Raw genomic sequence first — 18,781 nt, forward strand, 5'->3', positions numbered from 1 at the left:
CGGCTTTTCCCTCGGACACAAGGACAGCGAACATGAGCGACAAGCGCCCCGTCGTGGTCTACGGCGTCTCCGGCTACACCGGCCGCCTGGTATGCGAGTATCTGCGTGAGTACAACGTGCCGTTCATCGCGGCCGGCCGCGACAAGGCCAAGGTGCAGGCGGTGGTCGACAAGATCCCCGGCATCGAAACGGCGGACTACGAAGTCGTCGAAGTCGAACACACCGTCGCGGCGCTGACGGAATTGTTCAAGGGCGCCCGCGTCGTCAGCAACATGGTCGGGCCGTTCATCAAATACGGGCCCGAAGTCGTCGAAGCTTGCCTCGCCGCCGGCTGTCACTATCTCGACACGACGGGCGAGCAGGACTGGGTGCTGAAAGCGCAATCGAGCTGGGGCGATGCGTTCGCCGCCAAGGGCCTGCTGCTCTCCCCCAACCTCGCCCAGATGTACACCACGGGCGAGATCGCCGCGAACATCTGCCTGGAGACGCCCGGCCTCGACACGCTCGACATCCTGGTGTTCTGGAAGGGCCTGCCCACCTACGCCTCGACGCAGACGATCTTCACCATCCTCAAGGCCGACTGGTACTACCTCGAGCAGAACAAATATCTGCCGTGGGACGTCACCGCGCGGGCCGACGTCGTGGTGCCCGGTCAGCACGAGACGGCGATCGCCGTGCCGTGGGGCGGCACCGCGCATCCGGTGTGGTTCAAGAACGATCCGCGCGTCGCCAATTGCAAGGTGATGGGCGGTGTGCTGGCGCGGCCGGTGATGGAAGGCGTCGTGCAGACCACGCAGATGGTCAAGGAGCAGATCAAACCGCTGCCGCTGGCCGACCAGGAGAAGGCGCTGGCGGACATCGCCGCGACCTTGCAGGCAACGATGCCGCCGCGCGAAAACCCGCGGATCAATACCTCGATCGACTCGGTCTACGCTTCCGGCCCGCTCGGCCGCGCGCATTGTGTCATTCACGGCAACTGCAACTACAAGCAGACCGGCATGCTGCAGGCTTATGCGGCGTATTCGTTGCTGCAGAAAGCACCGAACCGGGCCGGTTTCGCCTCCGGCTGCCAGGCCTTCGGCCATCGCGAGCTGCTCGGCCAGCTGCGCAGCTTCGGCCTGGTGATGAAGCCGCAACTGACGGTGCAGGACTGATCACCACCGCTCTACCTGCGTCGCCCTCACCGCACCCCTCTCCCGCAAGCGGGAGAGGGAGCAGGCCGCCGTTGCAGCCGCGCGGCGGATGAACGCGGCATAAGATTTCGGTTAGTCGGAAATCGCCACAAAACCACGGCCCCCGCCCGGCTCGCAGCGAGCCCCCTCTCCCGCTTGCGGGAGAGGGGTGGGGTGAGGGCTGCCGCGGGCAGTGACTCGAAAACCTTTCGGAGCGAACTACGCGATCGTCTGCAGCAGGCCGCCTTCGGCGTGGAGCGCGGCGCCGTTGGTGGCGGAGGCTTCCTTGGAGCTGACATAGACCACCATGTTGGCGATCTCCTCGACCGTGGCGAAGCGCTGGATCAGCGAGCCGGGGCGGTGCTGCTTGATGAAGTTGGCGGCGGCTTCAGCCTCGGACTGGCCGTTCTGCCGCGCCAGATCCGCCACGAAGGTCTGCACGCCCTCGCTCATCGTCGGGCCAGGCAGCACCGCATTGACGGTCACCGCGGTGCCGCGGGTCATCTCGGCGAGGCCGCGCGAGATCGAGAGCTGCGCGGTCTTGGTCATGCCGTAGTGGATCATTTCCTGGGGAATCATCAGCGCGGATTCCGACGAGATGAAGACGATGCGACCCCAGTTGCGCTTCAGCATTGCCGGCATATAGGCGCGGGACAGCCGCACGCCGCTCATCACGTTGACGTCGAAGAAGCGCTGCCAGTCTTCATCCGGGATGTCGAAGAACGGCTTCGGCTCGAAGATGCCGGCATTGTTGATCAGGATGTCGACGCGGGGGATCGCCACCAGCAGCGCGGCGCAGCCTTCCGCCGTCGACACATCGGCGGCGACGCCGCACAACTTGGAGCCTGGCACCGCCTTGTCGAGCGCCGAGAGCGCGGCATCGACCTTGCTCTGGCTGCGGCCGTTGACCACCACCTCGGCGCCGGCCGCGGCGAGGCCCTTGGCAATGGCATGGCCGATGCCGGCGGTCGAACCGGTGACGAGCGCGGTCTTGCCGGACAGATCGATGTGCATGGAGTGCTCCGTTTCCAATGATCAACGCGATGACGGAAGTAACGATCCGGACCGCCGATCGCCAGCACCAGACACGAGGACGTGCGCCCTCACCGCACCAGCTGTCATCGCCCGCGCAGGCGGGCGACCCAGTATCGCAGAGCTTTCGTGCTCATCATCGACGCCCTGGAATACTGGATCCCCGCATACGCGGGGATGACGGCGGAACAAAACCTCGCCCAGCAACGAAAAAGGCGGCGCCTTGCGGCACCGCCTTTTGAAAATTCAGGCCGGAAGGAAGCCGCTTACGCCGCTTCGGCTTCGCTCTCCTGGGTCGGACCGGAATCCTTGCCCTTGGCGTCTTCGTCGCGGTCGACGAACTCGATCACCGCCATCGCGGCGTTGTCGCCGTAGCGGAAGCCGGCCTTGATGATGCGGGTGTAGCCGCCGTTGCGGTCGGCGTAGCGCGGCGCCAGCACGTCGAACAGCTTCTTCACCTGATCCTTGTCGCGCATCTCGGCGATCGCCTGACGGCGCTTGTCGAGGCCGCCCTTCTTGCCGAGGGTGACCAGCTTCTCGACGATCGGCCGCAGTTCCTTCGCCTTCGGCAGCGTGGTGACGATCTGCTCGTGCTTGATCAGCGCGGCGCACATGTTGGCGAACATCGCCTTGCGGTGTTCGGCGGTGCGGTTGAGCTTCCGATGAACCTTGCCGTGCTTCATGTTGTCAGTCCTTCACTCGATGATTCCCGACGGTTCGTCGGAGTTGCAGGTGGGCTGCCTGCGTTCGCCCTGGCGGAGCCCCATCCTTCGAGAAGCGGCCGCGCCGCTCCTCAGGATGAGGAAGAGGCCTCATGGCGAACCATGAGGCCGATTGGCTTAGTAGTGATCTTCGAAGCGCTTGGCGAGCTCGTCGATGTTCTCCGGCGGCCAGCCCGGCACTTCCATGCCGAGATGCAGGCCCATCTGCGCCAGCACTTCCTTGATCTCGTTCAGCGACTTGCGGCCGAAGTTCGGAGTGCGGAGCATTTCGGCTTCCGACTTCTGCACCAGATCGCCGATGTAGACGATGTTGTCGTTCTTCAGGCAGTTCGCCGAACGTACCGACAGCTCGAGCTCGTCCACCTTCTTGAGGAAGGCCGGGTTGAAGGCGAGATCCGGAATGATCTCCTGGGTGACTTCCTTGCGCGGCTCTTCGAAGTTGACGAAGACGTTCAGCTGATCCTGCAGGATGCGGGCGGCGAACGCCACCGAGTCCTCCGGCGAGATCGCGCCGTTGGTCTCGACCGTCATGGTGAGCTTGTCGTAGTCGAGGATCTGGCCCTCGCGGGTGTTCTCGACCTTGTACGACACCTTGCGGACCGGCGAGTACAGGCTGTCGACCGGGATCAGACCGATCGGCGCGTCCTCGGGACGGTTGCGCTCGGCGGCGACGTAGCCCTTGCCGGTGTTGACCGTGAACTCCATGCGAATCTCGGCGCCGTCGTCCAGCGTGCAGAGCTGCAGGTCCGGGTTCAGCACCACGATGTCGCCGACGGTCTGGATGTCACCAGCGGTGACCGCGCCCGGACCGGACTTCTTGATGACCATCCGCTTCGGGCCTTCGCCCTGCATCTTCAGCGAGATGTCCTTGATGTTCAGCACGATGTCGGTGACGTCCTCGCGCACGCCGGCAATCGAGGAGAACTCGTGCAGCACACCGTCGATGTGCACAGACTGCACCGCCGCGCCCTGCAGCGACGACAGCAGCACGCGCCGCAGCGCGTTGCCGAGCGTCTGGCCGAAGCCGCGCTCGAGCGGTTCTGCGACCAGGGTCGCGAACCGGGTGGCATCGCTCCCGGGGGTGACCTGGAGCTTGTTCGGCCGAATCAATTCCTGCCAATTCTTCTGGATCGTCACTGTGTCACCTTCCTGGCCAAGCAATCGACGCCGGGGCCCCGGCGCATCGTCGCTAGCATTGGAAACTGCGGATCAATCCGCGGGAAACAACGAATAAAGCCGCCGGCGGCACCGGGCCGCCGGCAACGAAAACTCAGACGCGACGACGCTTACGCGGACGGCAGCCGTTGTGCGGGATGGTGGTGACGTCGCGGATCGAGGTCACCGTGAAGCCCGCCGCCTGCAGCGCGCGCAGCGCCGACTCACGACCCGAACCGGGGCCCGCCACCTCGACTTCGAGGGTGCGCATGCCGTGCTCCTGCGCCTTCTTGGCGACGTCCTCGGCCGCGACCTGCGCAGCGTAAGGAGTCGACTTGCGCGAGCCCTTGAAACCCATCGTGCCCGCCGACGACCAGGCAATCGCATTGCCCTGCGCGTCGGTGATGGTGATGGTGGTGTTGTTGAACGACGAATTCACATGCGCGATGCCGGAGGCGATGTTCTTGCGCTCGCGACGGCGAATGCGGGTGGCGTCCTTGGCCATAGTCTACCTTTCTACGTGATCTCAACGCCGCCGTAACGCCAGCGGCTCCACCGAAACGGCGAATGGCGAACAACGAGTGGCGAATAGGGGAAGTCCCCTACTCGCCATTCGCCGTTCGCAACTCGCAAACTTACTTCTTCTTGCCGGCGATCGCCTTCGCCGGACCCTTGCGGGTGCGGGCGTTGGTGTGGGTGCGCTGACCACGCACCGGCAGGCCGCGACGATGACGCAGGCCGCGATAGCAGCCGAGGTCCATCAGACGCTTGATGTTCATACCAGTCTCACGGCGAAGGTCGCCCTCGACCAGATAGTCTCGGTCGATCACTTCGCGGATCTGCAGCACTTCGGCGTCGCTGAGCTGATTGACGCGACGATCGAGCGGGATCTTCACCTTCTCGATGATGTCGGCGGCATGCTTCTGGCCGATGCCATGGATGTACTGAAGCGCGATCAGCACGCGCTTGTTGGTCGGGATATTCACGCCGGCTATACGGGCCACAGACTTCTCTCCTGTCACCGGCCAAAGCCGGTCAATTCCTTGCTCTCTCGGGCGGCGTTCACATACGCGAACACGACGCCGACCCCTCGCTCAGTTCTGGGGCCCGGCATCGTCTGAAACCTATCCGACGGGATATCGGGCCTTATTAAAGGATTCCGTTTCGCTTCGTCAACCGAATCCCAATTCAAGCTCGCTTCTTCGTGACCTTGTTGGCCTTCTTGCCGCGCGCCGGAGCCTTGGCAACCGCCTTGGACTTCGATGCCGCGGCGGCCTTCTTGGTCGCCTTCTTGCCAGTGGGCTTTTTGCCAACGGCCTTCTTACCGGCCGTCGGCTTGGCCGAACCCTTGGCGGCCTTCACGACTGCCTTGGCGGCCTTTTTGCCAGCCTTTGCAACGACTTTGGCCGCCTTCTTCAGACCGGCCTTCGCGCCCTTGCCGGCCGCAGCCTTCCCCGCCTTGGCAGCGGTCGGCTTGGTGGCGGCCTTCTTCGCGATTGCCGTCTTGCCTGAAGCCTTCTTGCCAACCGCCTGTTTGGCCGAGGATTTCTTCGCGGCGCGGGACTTCGCACCCGGCTTCGCGACGACCTTCTTGGCTGCCTTTGCCTTGGCTGACGCCTTCGGCTTGGTCGCGGCCTTCGCCTTCTTGCCGCTGGTCTTGACCGCGCGCTTGGCACGCGAGGCCTTCGCGCCCTTCTTGGCGTCGGCGGCGCGAACTGCCTCGAGCACCCGGCCGATTTCGCGGGTCACCTCGTCGATCGTCATCATGCCGTCGACGGTCAGCAGCTTGCGCTTCTCGGAATAATAGTCGACCAGCGGCTCGGTCTGCGCCCGGTAGGCAGACAGCCGCTTGGCGAGCGCTTCGGCGTTGTCGTCGGCGCGCGGCTCCTCGCCGCGGGCGCGCATCTCGGCGACGCGGGTCTCGACCCGGTCGAGCAGCGCGCCTTCATTGACCTTGAGCTCGACCACGGCGTCGAGGTCGAAGCCCTTGTCCTTGAGCAGACGATCGAGCGCCTCGGCCTGGGGCACGGTGCGCGGGAAGCCGTCGAGGATGAAGCCGCTGGCGGCATCGTCCTGATCGATCCGGTCGGAGATGATCCCGATCACCACCTCGTCCGGCACCAGACCGCCGGCCGCCATGATGTCCTTGGCCTTCAGACCGATCGGCGTGCCGGCCGCGACCGCAGCGCGCAGCATGTCGCCGGTGGAGAGCTGCACGATGCCGTGCCGCTCGACCAGACGCGCCGCCTGGGTGCCCTTGCCCGCGCCAGGCGGTCCGAGGAGGATCAGTCTCATTTCTTGCGCCCCCGCAACTTCGACTTCTTGATCAGGCCTTCATACTGGTGTGCCAGCAGATAGCCCTGCACCTGCGCCACCGTATCCATCGTCACGCTGACGACGATCAGAAGCGAAGTTCCGCCGAAATAGAACGGGACAGCGGCGTAGGAAATCATGATCTCCGGGATCAAACATACGATCGCCAGGTAGATCGCACCGACCACGGTGATGCGCGACAGCACGTAGTCGATGTACTCGGCGGTGCGCTCGCCGGGACGGATGCCCGGGATGAAGCCGCCGTGCTTCTTCAGATTGTCCGCGGTCTCGGTCGGATTGAACACGATCGCGGTGTAGAAGAACGCGAAGAACACGATCATGCTGATGTAGAACACCAGGAACAGCGGCCGGCCGTGCCCGAACTGGGTCACGATCCACTGGAACCACTCCGGCCCGCTGCCGGCGTTGAAATTGGCGATCGTGGTCGGCAGCAGCAACAGCGACGAGGCGAAGATCGGCGGAATGACGCCCGCGGTGTTGAGCTTCAGCGGCAGATGCGAAGACTGGCCCTCGAACATCTTATTGCCGACCTGGCGCTTCGGATACTGGATCAGCAGCCGGCGCTGGGCGCGCTCCATGAACACGATGAAGGCGATCACGACCACGGCCATCACCAGCACGACCAGGATCAGGCCGGTCGACAGCGCACCCTGACGGCCGAGCTCGAGCATGTTCGCCAGCGCCGACGGCAGCTCGGCGACGATGCCGGCGAGGATGATCAGCGAGATGCCGTTGCCGATGCCGCGCGAGGTGATCTGCTCACCCAGCCACATCAGGAACATGGTGCCGCCGGTCAGCGTGATCGTGGTCGACAGCCGGAAGAACAGGCCCGGGTCGGACACCACATTGCCCGCACCTTCGAGGCCGACCGCAATGCCGTAGGACTGGAACAGCGCCAGCACCACGGTGAGATAGCGAGTGTATTGGTTGAGCGTCTTACGGCCGCTCTCGCCTTCTTTCTTCAGCGCCTCGAGCTGCGGCGACACCGTGGTCAGCAGCTGCACGATGATCGATGCCGAGATGTACGGCATGATGTTGAGCGCGAAGATCGCCATGCGGTGGATGCCACCGCCGGCGAACATGTTGAACATGCCGAGGATGCCGCCAGCCTGCTGGCGGAAAACCTGATCCCAGATGTTCGGGTCGATACCGGGCAGCGGGATGTAGGTGCCGAAGCGGTACACCAGCAGCGCGCCGAGCGTGAACCAGATCCGCTTCTTCAACTCTTCGGCTTTACCGAGCGCCGAGAAATTGAGATTTGCCGCTAGTTGTTCAGCTGCTGAGACCATGTCCGGCTTTCTCCCGCGCTGCTTGTCCCGATCCGCCGGATGCGGCGGATGGGTCGGCGCCGGGCATCAATTTGGTGCGCGCGCGTCGAAAAATCCACCGTACCGGCGAAGCCGAGCGCCCGCATGACGCGGGCGCTAACGGGGATGTTACGCCGCCTCGCCTTCTTCGGCCTTCGGGGCGAGGATCTTGACCGAACCGCCGGCCTTTTCGACCGCGGCGATCGCCGACTTGGTCGCGCCGTACACTTCGATCGTCAGCTTCGCGGTGAGCTCACCGCGGCCGAGCAGACGAACGCCGTCCTTGGCCCGGCGCACAACCCCCGCCTCGACCAGCGCCGCGGCGTCGACCACCTTGCCGGCGTCGATCGCCTTGGAGTCGACAGCCTCCTGGAGGCGATCGAGATTCACCTCGGCGAAGTCGAGCGCGAAGATGTTGTTGAAGCCGCGCTTCGGCAGGCGACGATGCAGCGGCATCTGGCCGCCCTCGAAGCCCTTGATACGCACGCCCGAACGCGCGGTCTGGCCCTTGCCGCCACGGCCGCCGGTCTTGCCCTTGCCCGAACCGATGCCACGGCCGATCCGCATGCGCTTTTTGCGCGAACCGACGTTGTCGGCGATCTCGCTGAGCTTCATCGCCCTGTCTCCTTACTTCTCGTCGACGACGCGGACGAGGTGTTGCACCTTGCCGATCATGCCGCGAACCTCAGGAGTGTCCTGCAGTTCGGCGACGCGGCCGATCTTGTTCAGCTTCAGGCCGATCAGCGTCTCGCGCTGCGAGTGATGGCGCCGAATCGGGCTGCCGATCTGCTCGACCTTGATCATATTTGCGGCCTTGGCCATCTCGTTCACTCCGAATCGCGTCTTGTCAGAAGACCGCGTGATCGCCCTCGATCACGCTGTTATTCGGCCACCACTTCGGCGTCGCCACCGATACGGCGGGCCTGCAGAGTGGAGACCTTGATGTTGCGGCGCGCAGCGACCGAACGCGGCGAGTCGACATGCTTCAGCGCGTCGAAAGTGGCGCGAACCATGTTGTAGGGGTTCGACGAACCGACCGACTTCGCAACCACGTCCTGGATGCCGAGCGTCTCGAACACCGCACGCATCGGGCCGCCGGCGATGATGCCGGTACCGGCCGGGGCGGCGCGGAGATAAACGCGGCCAGCGCCGTGACGACCGGCGATGTCGTGATGCAGGGTGCGACCTTCGCGCAGCGCGACGCGGGTGAGGTTGCGCTTCGCAGACTCGGTGGCCTTGCGGATCGCTTCCGGCACTTCGCGCGCCTTGCCGTGACCGAAGCCGACGCGGCCCTTCTGATCGCCGACCACGACCAGCGCAGCGAAGCCGAACCGCTTGCCGCCCTTCACCACCTTCGCCACACGGTTGATGTGGACGAGCTTGTCGACGAACTCGCTGTCGCGCTCCTCGCGCTCCCTGCTCCGTTCGCGTCCGCCGCGTTCGCGTTCAGCTGCCATGGTGTGTTCCAATCCTTGCGAGGCTCGCGCCCCGATCCTGGTATCCGTTCAATCCGAAATTTAGAAGCTCAGGCCGCTCTCGCGGGCTGCATCCGCCAGCGCCTTGACGCGGCCGTGATACAGATAGCCGCCACGGTCGAACACGACCTCCTTGACGCCCTTCTGCACCGCCCGCTCGGCGACCAGCTTGCCGACCGCCTTCGCCGCATCGATATCGGCGCCGGTGTTGCCGGCTTCGCGCAGGGTCTTCTCGAGCGACGAGGCCGAGGCGAGAGTCTCGCCCTTGGCGTCGTCGATCACCTGCGCATAGATGTGCTTCGAGGAGCGGAACACCGACAGCCGCGGACGGCCGTTGGCGGTGCGCCGCAGCGCAGTCCGGACCCGGTTGGTGCGCCGGGCATTCGTAACCTTCATCTTCGACATGACCGGCTCCGTTACTTCTTCTTGCCTTCCTTGCGGAAGATGAATTCGTCCGAGTAGCGGACGCCCTTGCCCTTGTACGGCTCCGGCGGACGATATTCGCGGATCTCGGCGGCGACCTGGCCGACCTTCTGCGAATCGATACCGGTCACGGTGATCTCGGTCGGCTTCGGCACCGTGATGGTGATGCCTTCCGGGATGTCGTACAGCACGTCGTGGCTGTAGCCGAGCGCGAGCTGCAGCTTCTTGCCCTGCATCGCCGCGCGATAGCCGACGCCGGTGATTTCGAGCTTCTTCTCGAAGCCCTTGGTGACGCCTTCCACCAGATTCGCAATCTGCGCGCGAGCCGTGCCGTAAAGCGCCCGCGCCCGATTGGTCTCGAACCGCGGCGAAACCGAAACCGAACCGTTCTCGAACTTCACGTCGACGTCGTCGTGCACGACGAACTGAAGCTGGCCTTTCGGCCCCTTCATCTTGACGGTCTGTCCCTCGACGGTCGCCGTCACCCCAGACGGGACCGTGACGGGCTTCTTGCCAACGCGTGACATGGTCGATCCTTCTTAAACCCTGCATCCTCCGGCGAAACCCGCCCGGGACGATGCGCCAATTTCCGTTCTCCGGCGCCTCCCGGCCGCACCCTGCGGCCGCCGGCGCCAGCGATTAGAACACCGTGAACAGAACCTCGCCGCCGACATTGGCGTCGCGGGCGTCGTGATCGGCCATGATCCCTTTCGGGGTCGACAGCACCGAAATGCCGAGGCCGTTGTTGACGCGCGGCAGATTCTTCACCGAAGCGTAGACCCGACGGCCGGGCCGGGAGACGCGCTCGATTTCGCGGATCACCGGTTCGCCGTCGAAATACTTCAGCTCGATCTCGAGCTCGCTGCGTCCCGACGGATGCTCGACGGAGGCGTAGCCGCGGATGTAACCTTCCGCCTTCAGCACGTCGAGAACGTTGGCGCGCATCTTCGAGCCCGGGGTCGAAACCTTGGACTTGGAGCGCATCTGCGCGTTGCGGATGCGGGTGATGAGATCGCTGATCGGATCGTGCGTGGACATCTGACGACCCTCCCCTTACCAGCTCGACTTCACGAGGCCCGGAACCAGGCCCTTCGAACCGAGGTCGCGGATCGCGATACGGCTCAGCTTGTTGAGACGATAGACCGAACGCGGACGGCCGGTGAGGTCGCAGCGGTTGCGGATCCGGGTCGCCGACGAATTGCGCGGCATCTCGGCGAGCTTCAGCGTCGCCGCGAAGCGCTCCTCCATCGGCTTGGACTTGTCGGCGATGACGGCCTTCAGACGCGCGCGCTTGGGCGCCGCGTTCTTGGCCATCTTCTTCCGGCGGTTGTTCTTCTCGATCGCACTCTTCTTTGCCATATCAGGCTCCTGGGTTTCCGCGTTTGAGATGCTTTTCAGCGTCTCACTGCCGGAACGGGAAATTGAAAGCGGTGAGTAGCGCACGCGCCTCGTCGTCGGTCTTAGCTGTGGTGCACACCGTGATGTCCATGCCCCACGACTCGCCGGTCTTGTCGAAGTCGATTTCGGGGAAAATGATGTGCTCCTTGATGCCGAGCGAATAATTGCCGCGGCCGTCGAAGCTCTTCGGGTTCAGGCCGCGGAAGTCGCGGACGCGCGGCAGCGCGACCGTGATCAGGCGGTCGATGAACTCGTACATCCGCGCCTGGCGCAGCGTCACCTTGCAGCCGATAGGCTGGTTCTCGCGCAGCTTGAAGGTCGAAATCGCGAGGCGCGAATAGGTGATGATCGCCTTCTGGCCGGCGATCAGCGACAGATCGGCCGCCGCCTGCTCGGCCTTCTTGCGGTCGTTGACCGCTTCGCCGACGCCCATGTTCAGCACGACCTTGTCGAGCTTCGGCACCTGCATCACGTTGGCGTAGCCGAACTTCTCGGTGAGCTGCGCGCGAATGCTGCGGTCGTATTCCGTGCGCAGCCGCGGAACGTATGCGGTCTCAGCCATCGATCTCTGCTCCCGAGCGCTTGGCAACGCGAACCTTCTTGCCGTCCGCGAGAATCTTGAATCCGACGCGGGTCGGCTTGCCGTCCTTGCCGACGATCGCGATGTTCGACAGGTCGATCGGCGCCTCTTTCGAGATGATGCCGCCTTCCTGAGTCTGGGTCTGCTTCTGGTGGCGCTTGACCACGTTGATGCCGCGCACCAGAGCCTTGCCGGCGTCCGGACGAACCTCGAACACCTCACCGGTGCGGCCCTTGTCGCGACCGCTCAACACGATCACCTTGTCACCCTTGCGGATCTTGGCGGCCATCACAGCACCTCCGGCGCCAGCGAAATGATTTTCATGTGGTTCTTCGCGCGCAGTTCGCGCGGAACCGGCCCGAAGATACGGGTGCCGATCGGCTCCGACTGATTGTTGATCAGAACGGCAGCGTTGCGGTCGAAGCGGATGACGGAGCCGTCCGGGCGGCGGATGTCCTTGCGGACACGGACCACCACGGCCTTCATCACGTCGCCCTTCTTCACCTTGCCCCGCGGAATCGCTTCCTTGATCGAGACCACAATGACGTCACCCACGGTCGCATACCGGCGCTTGGATCCCCCAATCACCTTGATGCACATGACACGGCGTGCGCCTGAATTGTCGGCCACGTCGAGGTTGGTCTGCATCTGAATCATTGATGCACCTCGTCCTCTCTCTGCTGCGCTAATTGCGCGCTAAACTGATGCGCAAATGCGCGCTTAGGCGGTCTTCTTCGGTTCGCCCCGGACGACGGTCCAGCGCTTCAACTTGGAGATCGGCTTGCTCTCTTCGATCCACACCATGTCGCCCGGCTTGAACTGGCTGTTCTCGTCGTGCGCGTGGTAGTTCTTCGAGCGGCGGATCGTCTTCTTGTAGATCGGGTGAGTGAAGCGGCGGTCGACGCGCACCACGATCGTCTTTTCTTGCTTGTCGCTGACGACCACGCCCTGCAGGGTCCTCTTCGGCATGTGTAAAGGTCCTTACTTCGTCTTGCCGGCGCGCTTCTGCGCGGCGATGGTCTTGATGCGGGCGATGTCGCGGCGAGCCTCGCGGAGCCGGGAAGTGTTCTCGAGCTGGCCGGTGGCGCGCTGGAACCGAAGGTTGAAGCGCTCCTTCTTCAGGCCCAGGATCGCGTCGTCCATCTGGTCTTCGCTCATCGCCCGAATGTCGGCGGTCTTCATCTCAGCCATCACGATTACTCCGCGATACGCGCGACGAAGCGCGTCTTGATCGGCAGCTTGGCGGCGGCGAGCGTCAGCGCCTCGCGGGCGATCTGCTGGTTGACGCCGTCGATCTCGAACATCACCCGGCCCGGCTTGACGCGAGCGACCCACAATTCCGGCGAACCCTTGCCGGAGCCCATGCGGACTTCGGCCGGCTTCTTCGACACCGGAAGGTCGGGGAAGATCCGGATCCAGACGCGGCCGGCACGCTTCATGTGACGGGTCAGCGCGCGACGGGCGGCTTCGATCTGACGTGCGGTGATCCGCTCCGGCTCCATCGCCTTCAGGCCGAACTGACCGAAAGCCAGGGTCGCGCCCGAGGACGCAACACCGTGGATGCGGCCCTTGTGCGCCTTGCGGAACTTGGTTCTCTTTGGTTGCATCATGGCTTTACGCCCTCAATTCGAATTCTGCGCGATCAGGCGGCGTCGCGGCGCGGACGGGACGAACCGCCACCATCGCCTTCGGCCATGCGCTTGTCCTGGGCCATCGGATCGTGCTCGAGGATCTCGCCCTTGAAGATCCAGACCTTGACGCCGCAGGTGCCGAAGGTCGTGAACGCGGTCGCGACGCCGTAGTCGATGTCGGCGCGCAGGGTGTGCAGCGGAACGCGGCCCTCGCGATACCACTCCATACGGGCGATTTCGGCACCGCCGAGGCGGCCCGAGCAGTTGATCCGGATGCCCTCGGCGCCGAGACGCATCGCCGACTGCACCGCCCGCTTCATCGCGCGGCGGAACGCGACGCGGCGCTCGAGCTGCTGCGCGATCGACTCCGCGACCAGGGTCGCGTCGAGCTCGGGCTTGCGGATTTCGACGATGTTGATCACCACGTCGGACGAGGTGATGTCGGCGACCTTCTTACGCAGCTTGTCGATGTCGGCGCCCTTCTTGCCGATCACCACGCCGGGACGCGCCGAATGGATCGTCACGCGGCACTTCTTGTGCGGACGCTCGATCACGATGCGCGCAACCGCCGCCTGCTTCAGTTCCTTGTGCAGGATCTCGCGGATCTTGACGTCCTCGTGCAGCAGCCTGCCGTACTCGTTCTTGCCGGCGAACCAACGGGAATCCCACGTCCGGTTGATGCCCAGCCGCAGCCCGATCGGATTGATCTTTTGACCCATCGAAAGTCTCCCGCGCCTTCGCTTAAGCGCTTGCTTCTTCGACCTGACGAACGACGATCGTCAGCTGCGCGAAGGGTTTGAAAATACGGCCCGAACGACCACGGCCGCGCGGGGTGAAACGCTTCATCACGATGCCCTTGCCGACATGGGCTTCCGAGACGACCAGCGCATCGACGTCGAGATCGTGATTGTTCTCGGCGTTGGCGATAGCCGATTCGAGGCACTTCTTGACATCGACCGCGATCCGCTTGCGCGAAAAGGCGAGATCGGCGAGAGCCGCCGACGCCTTGCGACCACGGATCAGTTGGGCGACCAGGTTGAGCTTCTGCGGAGAGACGCGAAGCATCCTGGCGACAGCCTTGGCCTCGTTATCAGGCAGGCCACGTTCGCGCTTGGGTTTGCTCATCGTCTCGTCCTCAACCCTTCTTCGACTTCTTGTCGCCGGCGTGGCCGTGGAAAGTGCGGGTCGGCGAGAACTCGCCGAACTTGTGACCCACCATTTCCTCGTTCACCGACACCGGGACGTGCTTCTGGCCGTTGTAGACGCCGAAGGTCAGGCCGACGAACTGCGGCAGGATGGTCGAGCGGCGGCTCCAGATCTTGATCACGTCGTGACGGCCCGACGCGCGCGCGGCATCGGCCTTCTTCAGCAGCGAGGCCTCGACGAACGGGCCCTTCCAGACTGAGCGAACCATGTCCGGCTTCCTTACTTCTTCTTCCGCTTGTGGCGGCTGATGAGGATGAACTTGTCGGTCGACTTGTTCGAACGGGTCTTCTTACCCTTGGTCGGCTTGCCCCACGGGGTGACCGGGTGACGGCCGCCCGAGGTGCGGCCTTCGCCGCCGCCGTGCGGGTGGTCGATCGGGTTCATGACGACGCCGCGGTTGTGCGGGCGACGGCCGAGCCAGCGCTTGCGACCGGCCTTGCCGATCGAGATGTTCATGTGGTCCGGATTCGACACCGCACCGATCGCACCGATGCAGCGGCCGTGAATCAGGCGCTGTTCGCCCGAGTTCATGCGCAGGATCACGTAGTCGTGGTCGCGACCGACGATCTGGGCGTAGGTGCCGGCCGAACGCGCCAGCTGACCACCCTTGCCGATCTTCAGCTCGACGTTGTGCACGATGGTGCCGATCGGCATGTTGCCCAGCGGCATGACGTTGCCCGGCTTCACGTCAACATAGGCGCCGGCGATCACGGTGTCGCCGACCGCCAGACGCTGCGGCGCCAGGATGTAGGCCTGCTCGCCGTCCTCGTACTTGATCAGCGCGATGAACGCGGTGCGGTTCGGATCGTATTCCAGGCGCTCGACCTTGGCCGGAACGTCGACCTTGGTGCGCTTGAAATCGACGATGCGGTAGGTCTGCTTGTGACCGCCGCCGCGGAACCGCACGGTGATCCGACCGGTGTTGTTACGACCGCCGTTCGAGATCTTGCCTTCGGTCAGCCGCTTGACCGGCTTGCCCTTGTACAGCGCCGAACGATCGACCATCACCAGCTGGCGCTGGCCCGGCGTCGTGGGATTAAAGGTTTTCAATGCCATGGTCGGTCCCGCCTCACAGTCCGGTGGTGACGTCGATGCGGTGGCCTTCTTCCAAGGTCACGACCGCACGCTTGACGTCCGACTGCGTGCCGAAGGTGCCGCGGAAGGCTTTGGTCTTGCCCTTGCGCACCAGCGTGTTCACGCTCTTCACCTTGACGTCGAACAGCTTTTCGACGGCTTCTTTGATTTGCGGCTTGGTCGCGCCGCCTTGCACCTTGAACACGACCTTGTTGTGTTCGGACGCCATCGTGGACTTTTCAGTCACGACCGGCGCAACGATCACGTCGTAATGGCGCGGATCGATGGATTTCATTTGAAGCGCGCCTCCAACGCATCGACCGCCGCCTTGGTCAGCACCAGCTTCTTGCGGCGCAGAATGTCATAGACGTTGATGCCCTGAACCGGCAGCACGTCGATGTTCGGGATGTTGCGGGCCGCCGCGGCGAAGCCGTTGTTCACCTCGGCACCGTCGATGATCAGCGCGCTCTCCAGGCCGAGGCCCGAGAAATGACCGACCAGCGTCTTGGTCTTGGCGGCTTCGAGCTCGGCCTTGTCGAGCACGATCAGACCGCCGCCCTTGGCCTTGGCCGAGAGCGCATGACGCAGCGCCAGGATACGCACCTTCTTCGGCAGGTCGATGGCGTGCGAACGCACCACCGGGCCGAAGGCGCGACCGCCGCCACGGAACTGCGGCACACGCTGCGAACCGTGACGAGCACCGCCGGTGCCCTTCTGCTTGTACATCTTCTTGCCGGTGCGCCAAACTTCGGCGCGCCCCTTCGCCTTGTGAGTGCCGGCCTGCCGTTTGGCGAGCTGCCAGATCACACAACGCTGAATGATGTCGGTGCGCGGCTCCAGACCGAAGATCTCGTCGGAGAGCTGGACCGAGCCGGCTTCCTTACCCTCAAGGGTGGTGACTTTCAGTTCCATCTCACGCACCTTCCTGCTCGGCGGCCGGCGCTTCCGCAGCCGCATCGCCATTGGCGAGCCGGAACTTGCCCGGCTTCGGCGCATCCGCCGGCAGCGCCTTCTTCACCGCGTCACGCACGCGAATCCAGCCACCCTTGGTGCCGGGCACAGCGCCCTCGACCAGGATCAGCCCGCGCTCGACATCGGTCTGCACCACCCGCAGGTTCAGCGTGGTGACGCGATCGACGCCCATGTGGCCCGGCATCTTCTTGTTCTTGAAGGTCTTGCCGGGGTCCTGACGACCACCGGTCGAACCGATCGAACGGTGCGACACCGACACGCCGTGAGTGGCGCGCAGACCGCCGAAGTTCCAGCGCTTCATACCGCCGGCGAAGCCCTTACCGGTCGAAGTGCCGGTGACGTCGACGAACTGGCCGACGACGAAGTGATCGGCCTGGATCTCGGCGCCGACCGGGAGCAGCGCGTCCTCGGACACGCGGAACTCTTCGACCTTACGCTTCGGCTCGACCTTGGCGGCGGCGAACTGGCCGCGCTCGGCCTTCGGCATGTACACGGTCTTGCGCGAGCCGGAGCCGACCTGCAGCGCCACGTAGCCGTTCTTCTCTTTGGTGCGGTGGCCCAACACCTGGCAATTGCCAAGCTTCAGCACGGTCACAGGGATATGCTCGCCGGCCTCTGTAAAGACCCGCGTCATCCCGACCTTCTGTGCGATCACTCCGGAGCGCATCGGCGTGCTTCCTGTTCTTTCTGTCCGTTCGATAACCGGACGTTACAATCTCAGAGCTTGATTTCGACGTCGACGCCGGCAGCCAGGTCGAGCTTCATCAGAGCATCGACGGTCTGCGGGGTCGGGTCGACGATGTCGAGCAGGCGCTTGTGGGTGCGCATCTCGAACTGCTCGCGGCTCTTCTTGTCGACGTGCGGCGAACGGTTGACGGTGAACTTCTCGATCCGGGTCGGCAGCGGGATCGGCCCGCGCACCTGCGCACCGGTTCGCTTCGCGGTGTTGACGATCTCACGGGTCGACGTATCGAGAATCCGATGGTCGAACGCCTTGAGGCGAATGCGAATATTCTGGCCGTTCATTGCCGTATTCTTTCTTTCGTGTCGCGAATGGTGAGTAGTGAGCGGCGAACGGACACACCATCCGCCGCTCTCTATTCGCTATTCCCCGCTTACTCGATGATCGCGGCGACGACGCCGGCGCCCACCGTGCGGCCGCCTTCGCGGATGGCGAAGCGCAGCTTTTCTTCCATCGCGATCGGCACGATCAGGTGCACTTCCATGGCGATGTTGTCGCCCGGCATCACCATCTCGGTGCCTTCCGGCAGATGCACCACACCGGTCACGTCGGTGGTGCGGAAGTAGAACTGCGGGCGATAGTTGGTGAAGAACGGAGTGTGACGGCCGCCCTCTTCCTTGGTCAGGATGTAGGCCTCGGCCTTGAACTTGGTGTGCGGCTTCACCGAACCCGGCTTGCACAGCACTTGGCCACGCTCGACTTCTTCACGCTTGGTACCGCGCAGCAGCGCGCCGATGTTGTCGCCCGCCTGGCCCTGATCGAGCAGCTTGCGGAACATTTCGACGCCGGTGCAGGTGGTCTTCTGCGTCGGGCGGATGCCGACGATCTCGATTTCCTCACCGACCTTGATCACGCCGCGTTCGACACGGCCGGTCACCACGGTGCCGCGGCCCGAGATCGAGAACACGTCTTCGACCGGCATCAGGAACGGCTGGTCGATCGGACGCTCCGGCTGCGGGATGTAGGCGTCGACCTGCTTCATCAGCTCGAGGATCGCGTCGTGGCCGAGCTTCGGATCGGAGTTCTCCAGCGCCGCCAGCGCCGAGCCCTTGACGATCGGAATGTCGTCGCCCGGGAAGTCGTACTTCGACAGCAGCTCGCGCACTTCCATCTCGACCAGCTCGAGCAGTTCCGGATCGTCGACCATGTCGCACTTGTTCAGGAACACCACCAGCGCCGGCACGCCGACCTGACGGGCCAAGAGGATGTGCTCGCGGGTCTGCGGCATCGGGCCGTCGGCCGCCGACACCACCAGGATCGCGCCGTCCATCTGCGCCGCACCAGTGATCATGTTCTTGACGTAGTCGGCGTGGCCGGGGCAGTCGACGTGCGCGTAGTGACGGTTCTGCGTCTCGTACTCGACATGCGCGGTCGAAATCGTGATGCCGCGCGCCTTCTCTTCCGGCGCCTTGTCAATCTGGTCATAGGCCGTGAACGTCGCACCGCCCGTCTCCGCCAGAACCTTGGTGATCGCCGCCGTCAGCGACGTCTTGCCATGGTCGACGTGACCGATCGTCCCGATGTTGCAATGCGGCTTCGTACGTTCAAACTTTGCTTT

30 protein-coding genes are annotated in these 18,781 nt (G+C 64.2%); 1 reads left to right on the top strand and 29 read right to left on the bottom strand.

Going from position 1 to position 18,781, the window contains the following annotated elements; all coding sequences use genetic code 11:
• Nucleotides 1-32 precede the first annotated feature (32 nt).
• Nucleotides 33-1,154 (top strand): DUF5938 domain-containing protein, encoded by a 1,122-nt coding sequence (locus tag DNX69_RS10210; protein WP_110785867.1) that lies wholly within the window; start codon nucleotides 33-35, stop codon nucleotides 1,152-1,154.
• A 237-nt stretch (nucleotides 1,155-1,391) separates the two neighbouring features.
• Here the strand turns inward: DNX69_RS10210 and DNX69_RS10215 are convergent, their stop codons facing one another.
• The 29 genes from DNX69_RS10215 to tuf all read right to left on the bottom strand — a co-directional run.
• A complete protein-coding gene (locus DNX69_RS10215; RefSeq protein ID WP_110785868.1) occupies nucleotides 1,392-2,186 on the bottom strand; it encodes an SDR family NAD(P)-dependent oxidoreductase in 795 nt (264 codons plus the stop codon).
• A 284-nt stretch (nucleotides 2,187-2,470) separates the two neighbouring features.
• A complete protein-coding gene (rplQ, locus tag DNX69_RS10220; RefSeq protein ID WP_110785869.1) occupies nucleotides 2,471-2,887 on the bottom strand; it encodes a 50S ribosomal protein L17 in 417 nt (138 codons plus the stop codon).
• Between the two features lie 156 nt (nucleotides 2,888-3,043).
• Nucleotides 3,044-4,087, bottom strand: coding sequence for a DNA-directed RNA polymerase subunit alpha (locus DNX69_RS10225; RefSeq protein ID WP_207803132.1), 1,044 nt, complete (start codon nucleotides 4,085-4,087; stop codon nucleotides 3,044-3,046).
• Between the two features lie 109 nt (nucleotides 4,088-4,196).
• A complete protein-coding gene (gene rpsK, locus DNX69_RS10230; RefSeq protein ID WP_011158772.1) occupies nucleotides 4,197-4,586 on the bottom strand; it encodes a 30S ribosomal protein S11 in 390 nt (129 codons plus the stop codon).
• Nucleotides 4,587-4,716: 130 nt separating this feature from the next.
• Entirely contained in the window at nucleotides 4,717-5,085 is a 369-nt protein-coding gene (gene rpsM, locus DNX69_RS10235; RefSeq protein ID WP_110785871.1) for a 30S ribosomal protein S13, read from the bottom strand.
• Between the two features lie 184 nt (nucleotides 5,086-5,269).
• Nucleotides 5,270-6,376, bottom strand: coding sequence for an adenylate kinase (locus DNX69_RS10240; RefSeq protein WP_110785872.1), 1,107 nt, complete (start codon nucleotides 6,374-6,376; stop codon nucleotides 5,270-5,272).
• A complete protein-coding gene (secY, locus tag DNX69_RS10245; protein ID WP_110785873.1) occupies nucleotides 6,373-7,704 on the bottom strand; it encodes a preprotein translocase subunit SecY in 1,332 nt (443 codons plus the stop codon). Before secY ends, DNX69_RS10240 begins: the two co-directional genes overlap by 4 nt.
• A 147-nt stretch (nucleotides 7,705-7,851) precedes the next feature.
• Entirely contained in the window at nucleotides 7,852-8,337 is a 486-nt protein-coding gene (gene rplO / locus DNX69_RS10250) for a 50S ribosomal protein L15 (RefSeq protein WP_110785874.1), read from the bottom strand.
• A 12-nt stretch (nucleotides 8,338-8,349) separates the two neighbouring features.
• Complete coding sequence (gene rpmD, locus DNX69_RS10255) at nucleotides 8,350-8,544, bottom strand: 50S ribosomal protein L30 (protein WP_011158777.1); 195 nt, start codon at nucleotides 8,542-8,544, stop codon at nucleotides 8,350-8,352.
• A gap of 59 nt (nucleotides 8,545-8,603) precedes the next feature.
• Nucleotides 8,604-9,179 carry a 30S ribosomal protein S5 gene (gene rpsE, locus DNX69_RS10260; RefSeq protein ID WP_110785875.1) on the bottom strand — a complete coding sequence of 192 codons (576 nt, stop codon included), beginning with the start codon at nucleotides 9,177-9,179 and terminating at the stop codon, nucleotides 8,604-8,606.
• 60 nt (nucleotides 9,180-9,239) lie between these two features.
• Nucleotides 9,240-9,602, bottom strand: a complete 363-nt coding sequence (rplR, locus tag DNX69_RS10265) for a 50S ribosomal protein L18 (RefSeq protein ID WP_110785876.1) — start codon at nucleotides 9,600-9,602, stop codon at nucleotides 9,240-9,242.
• 11 nt (nucleotides 9,603-9,613) lie between these two features.
• Nucleotides 9,614-10,147 carry a 50S ribosomal protein L6 gene (gene rplF / locus DNX69_RS10270; RefSeq protein WP_110785877.1) on the bottom strand — a complete coding sequence of 178 codons (534 nt, stop codon included), beginning with the start codon at nucleotides 10,145-10,147 and terminating at the stop codon, nucleotides 9,614-9,616.
• A gap of 112 nt (nucleotides 10,148-10,259) precedes the next feature.
• Nucleotides 10,260-10,658 (bottom strand): 30S ribosomal protein S8, encoded by a 399-nt coding sequence (gene rpsH / locus DNX69_RS10275; RefSeq protein ID WP_013501927.1) that lies wholly within the window; start codon nucleotides 10,656-10,658, stop codon nucleotides 10,260-10,262.
• 15 nt (nucleotides 10,659-10,673) lie between these two features.
• Entirely contained in the window at nucleotides 10,674-10,979 is a 306-nt protein-coding gene (gene rpsN, locus DNX69_RS10280; protein WP_110785878.1) for a 30S ribosomal protein S14, read from the bottom strand.
• 43 nt (nucleotides 10,980-11,022) lie between these two features.
• Entirely contained in the window at nucleotides 11,023-11,580 is a 558-nt protein-coding gene (rplE, locus tag DNX69_RS10285; protein WP_110785879.1) for a 50S ribosomal protein L5, read from the bottom strand.
• The gene (gene rplX, locus DNX69_RS10290) at nucleotides 11,573-11,887 is read right to left on the bottom strand and encodes a 50S ribosomal protein L24 (protein WP_011158784.1); all 315 of its coding nucleotides are present in this window, start codon (nucleotides 11,885-11,887) and stop codon (nucleotides 11,573-11,575) included. The genes rplE and rplX overlap by 8 nt, the downstream gene beginning before the upstream one ends.
• Complete coding sequence (gene rplN, locus DNX69_RS10295) at nucleotides 11,887-12,255, bottom strand: 50S ribosomal protein L14 (protein ID WP_013501924.1); 369 nt, start codon at nucleotides 12,253-12,255, stop codon at nucleotides 11,887-11,889. Before rplN ends, rplX begins: the two co-directional genes overlap by 1 nt.
• A 63-nt stretch (nucleotides 12,256-12,318) precedes the next feature.
• Nucleotides 12,319-12,567 carry a 30S ribosomal protein S17 gene (gene rpsQ, locus DNX69_RS10300; RefSeq protein WP_110785880.1) on the bottom strand — a complete coding sequence of 83 codons (249 nt, stop codon included), beginning with the start codon at nucleotides 12,565-12,567 and terminating at the stop codon, nucleotides 12,319-12,321.
• A gap of 12 nt (nucleotides 12,568-12,579) precedes the next feature.
• Complete coding sequence (gene rpmC, locus DNX69_RS10305; RefSeq protein ID WP_013501922.1) at nucleotides 12,580-12,789, bottom strand: 50S ribosomal protein L29; 210 nt, start codon at nucleotides 12,787-12,789, stop codon at nucleotides 12,580-12,582.
• A 5-nt stretch (nucleotides 12,790-12,794) separates the two neighbouring features.
• Nucleotides 12,795-13,208, bottom strand: a complete 414-nt coding sequence (gene rplP / locus DNX69_RS10310) for a 50S ribosomal protein L16 (protein WP_013501921.1) — start codon at nucleotides 13,206-13,208, stop codon at nucleotides 12,795-12,797.
• 32 nt (nucleotides 13,209-13,240) lie between these two features.
• A complete protein-coding gene (gene rpsC, locus DNX69_RS10315; RefSeq protein ID WP_110785881.1) occupies nucleotides 13,241-13,948 on the bottom strand; it encodes a 30S ribosomal protein S3 in 708 nt (235 codons plus the stop codon).
• Between the two features lie 22 nt (nucleotides 13,949-13,970).
• Complete coding sequence (gene rplV / locus DNX69_RS10320) at nucleotides 13,971-14,354, bottom strand: 50S ribosomal protein L22 (RefSeq protein WP_110785882.1); 384 nt, start codon at nucleotides 14,352-14,354, stop codon at nucleotides 13,971-13,973.
• Between the two features lie 10 nt (nucleotides 14,355-14,364).
• Nucleotides 14,365-14,643, bottom strand: coding sequence for a 30S ribosomal protein S19 (gene rpsS / locus DNX69_RS10325; RefSeq protein ID WP_011158791.1), 279 nt, complete (start codon nucleotides 14,641-14,643; stop codon nucleotides 14,365-14,367).
• Between the two features lie 11 nt (nucleotides 14,644-14,654).
• Complete coding sequence (gene rplB, locus DNX69_RS10330; RefSeq protein WP_110785883.1) at nucleotides 14,655-15,491, bottom strand: 50S ribosomal protein L2; 837 nt, start codon at nucleotides 15,489-15,491, stop codon at nucleotides 14,655-14,657.
• Nucleotides 15,492-15,504: 13 nt separating this feature from the next.
• Nucleotides 15,505-15,804 (bottom strand): 50S ribosomal protein L23, encoded by a 300-nt coding sequence (locus tag DNX69_RS10335; protein ID WP_011158793.1) that lies wholly within the window; start codon nucleotides 15,802-15,804, stop codon nucleotides 15,505-15,507.
• Nucleotides 15,801-16,421 (bottom strand): 50S ribosomal protein L4, encoded by a 621-nt coding sequence (gene rplD / locus DNX69_RS10340; RefSeq protein WP_107346648.1) that lies wholly within the window; start codon nucleotides 16,419-16,421, stop codon nucleotides 15,801-15,803. Before rplD ends, DNX69_RS10335 begins: the two co-directional genes overlap by 4 nt.
• 1 nt (nucleotide 16,422) lies before the next feature.
• Nucleotides 16,423-17,148, bottom strand: coding sequence for a 50S ribosomal protein L3 (gene rplC, locus DNX69_RS10345; protein WP_011158795.1), 726 nt, complete (start codon nucleotides 17,146-17,148; stop codon nucleotides 16,423-16,425).
• A gap of 50 nt (nucleotides 17,149-17,198) precedes the next feature.
• Nucleotides 17,199-17,507, bottom strand: a complete 309-nt coding sequence (rpsJ, locus tag DNX69_RS10350) for a 30S ribosomal protein S10 (protein ID WP_002712302.1) — start codon at nucleotides 17,505-17,507, stop codon at nucleotides 17,199-17,201.
• An 89-nt stretch (nucleotides 17,508-17,596) separates the two neighbouring features.
• Nucleotides 17,597-18,781: elongation factor Tu (gene tuf, locus DNX69_RS10355; protein ID WP_110786064.1), on the bottom strand; the 1,185-nt coding region annotated here is incomplete at its 5' end.

The organism is Rhodopseudomonas palustris (assembly GCF_003226555.1).
Lineage (GTDB): Bacteria > Pseudomonadota > Alphaproteobacteria > Rhizobiales > Xanthobacteraceae > Rhodopseudomonas > Rhodopseudomonas palustris_I.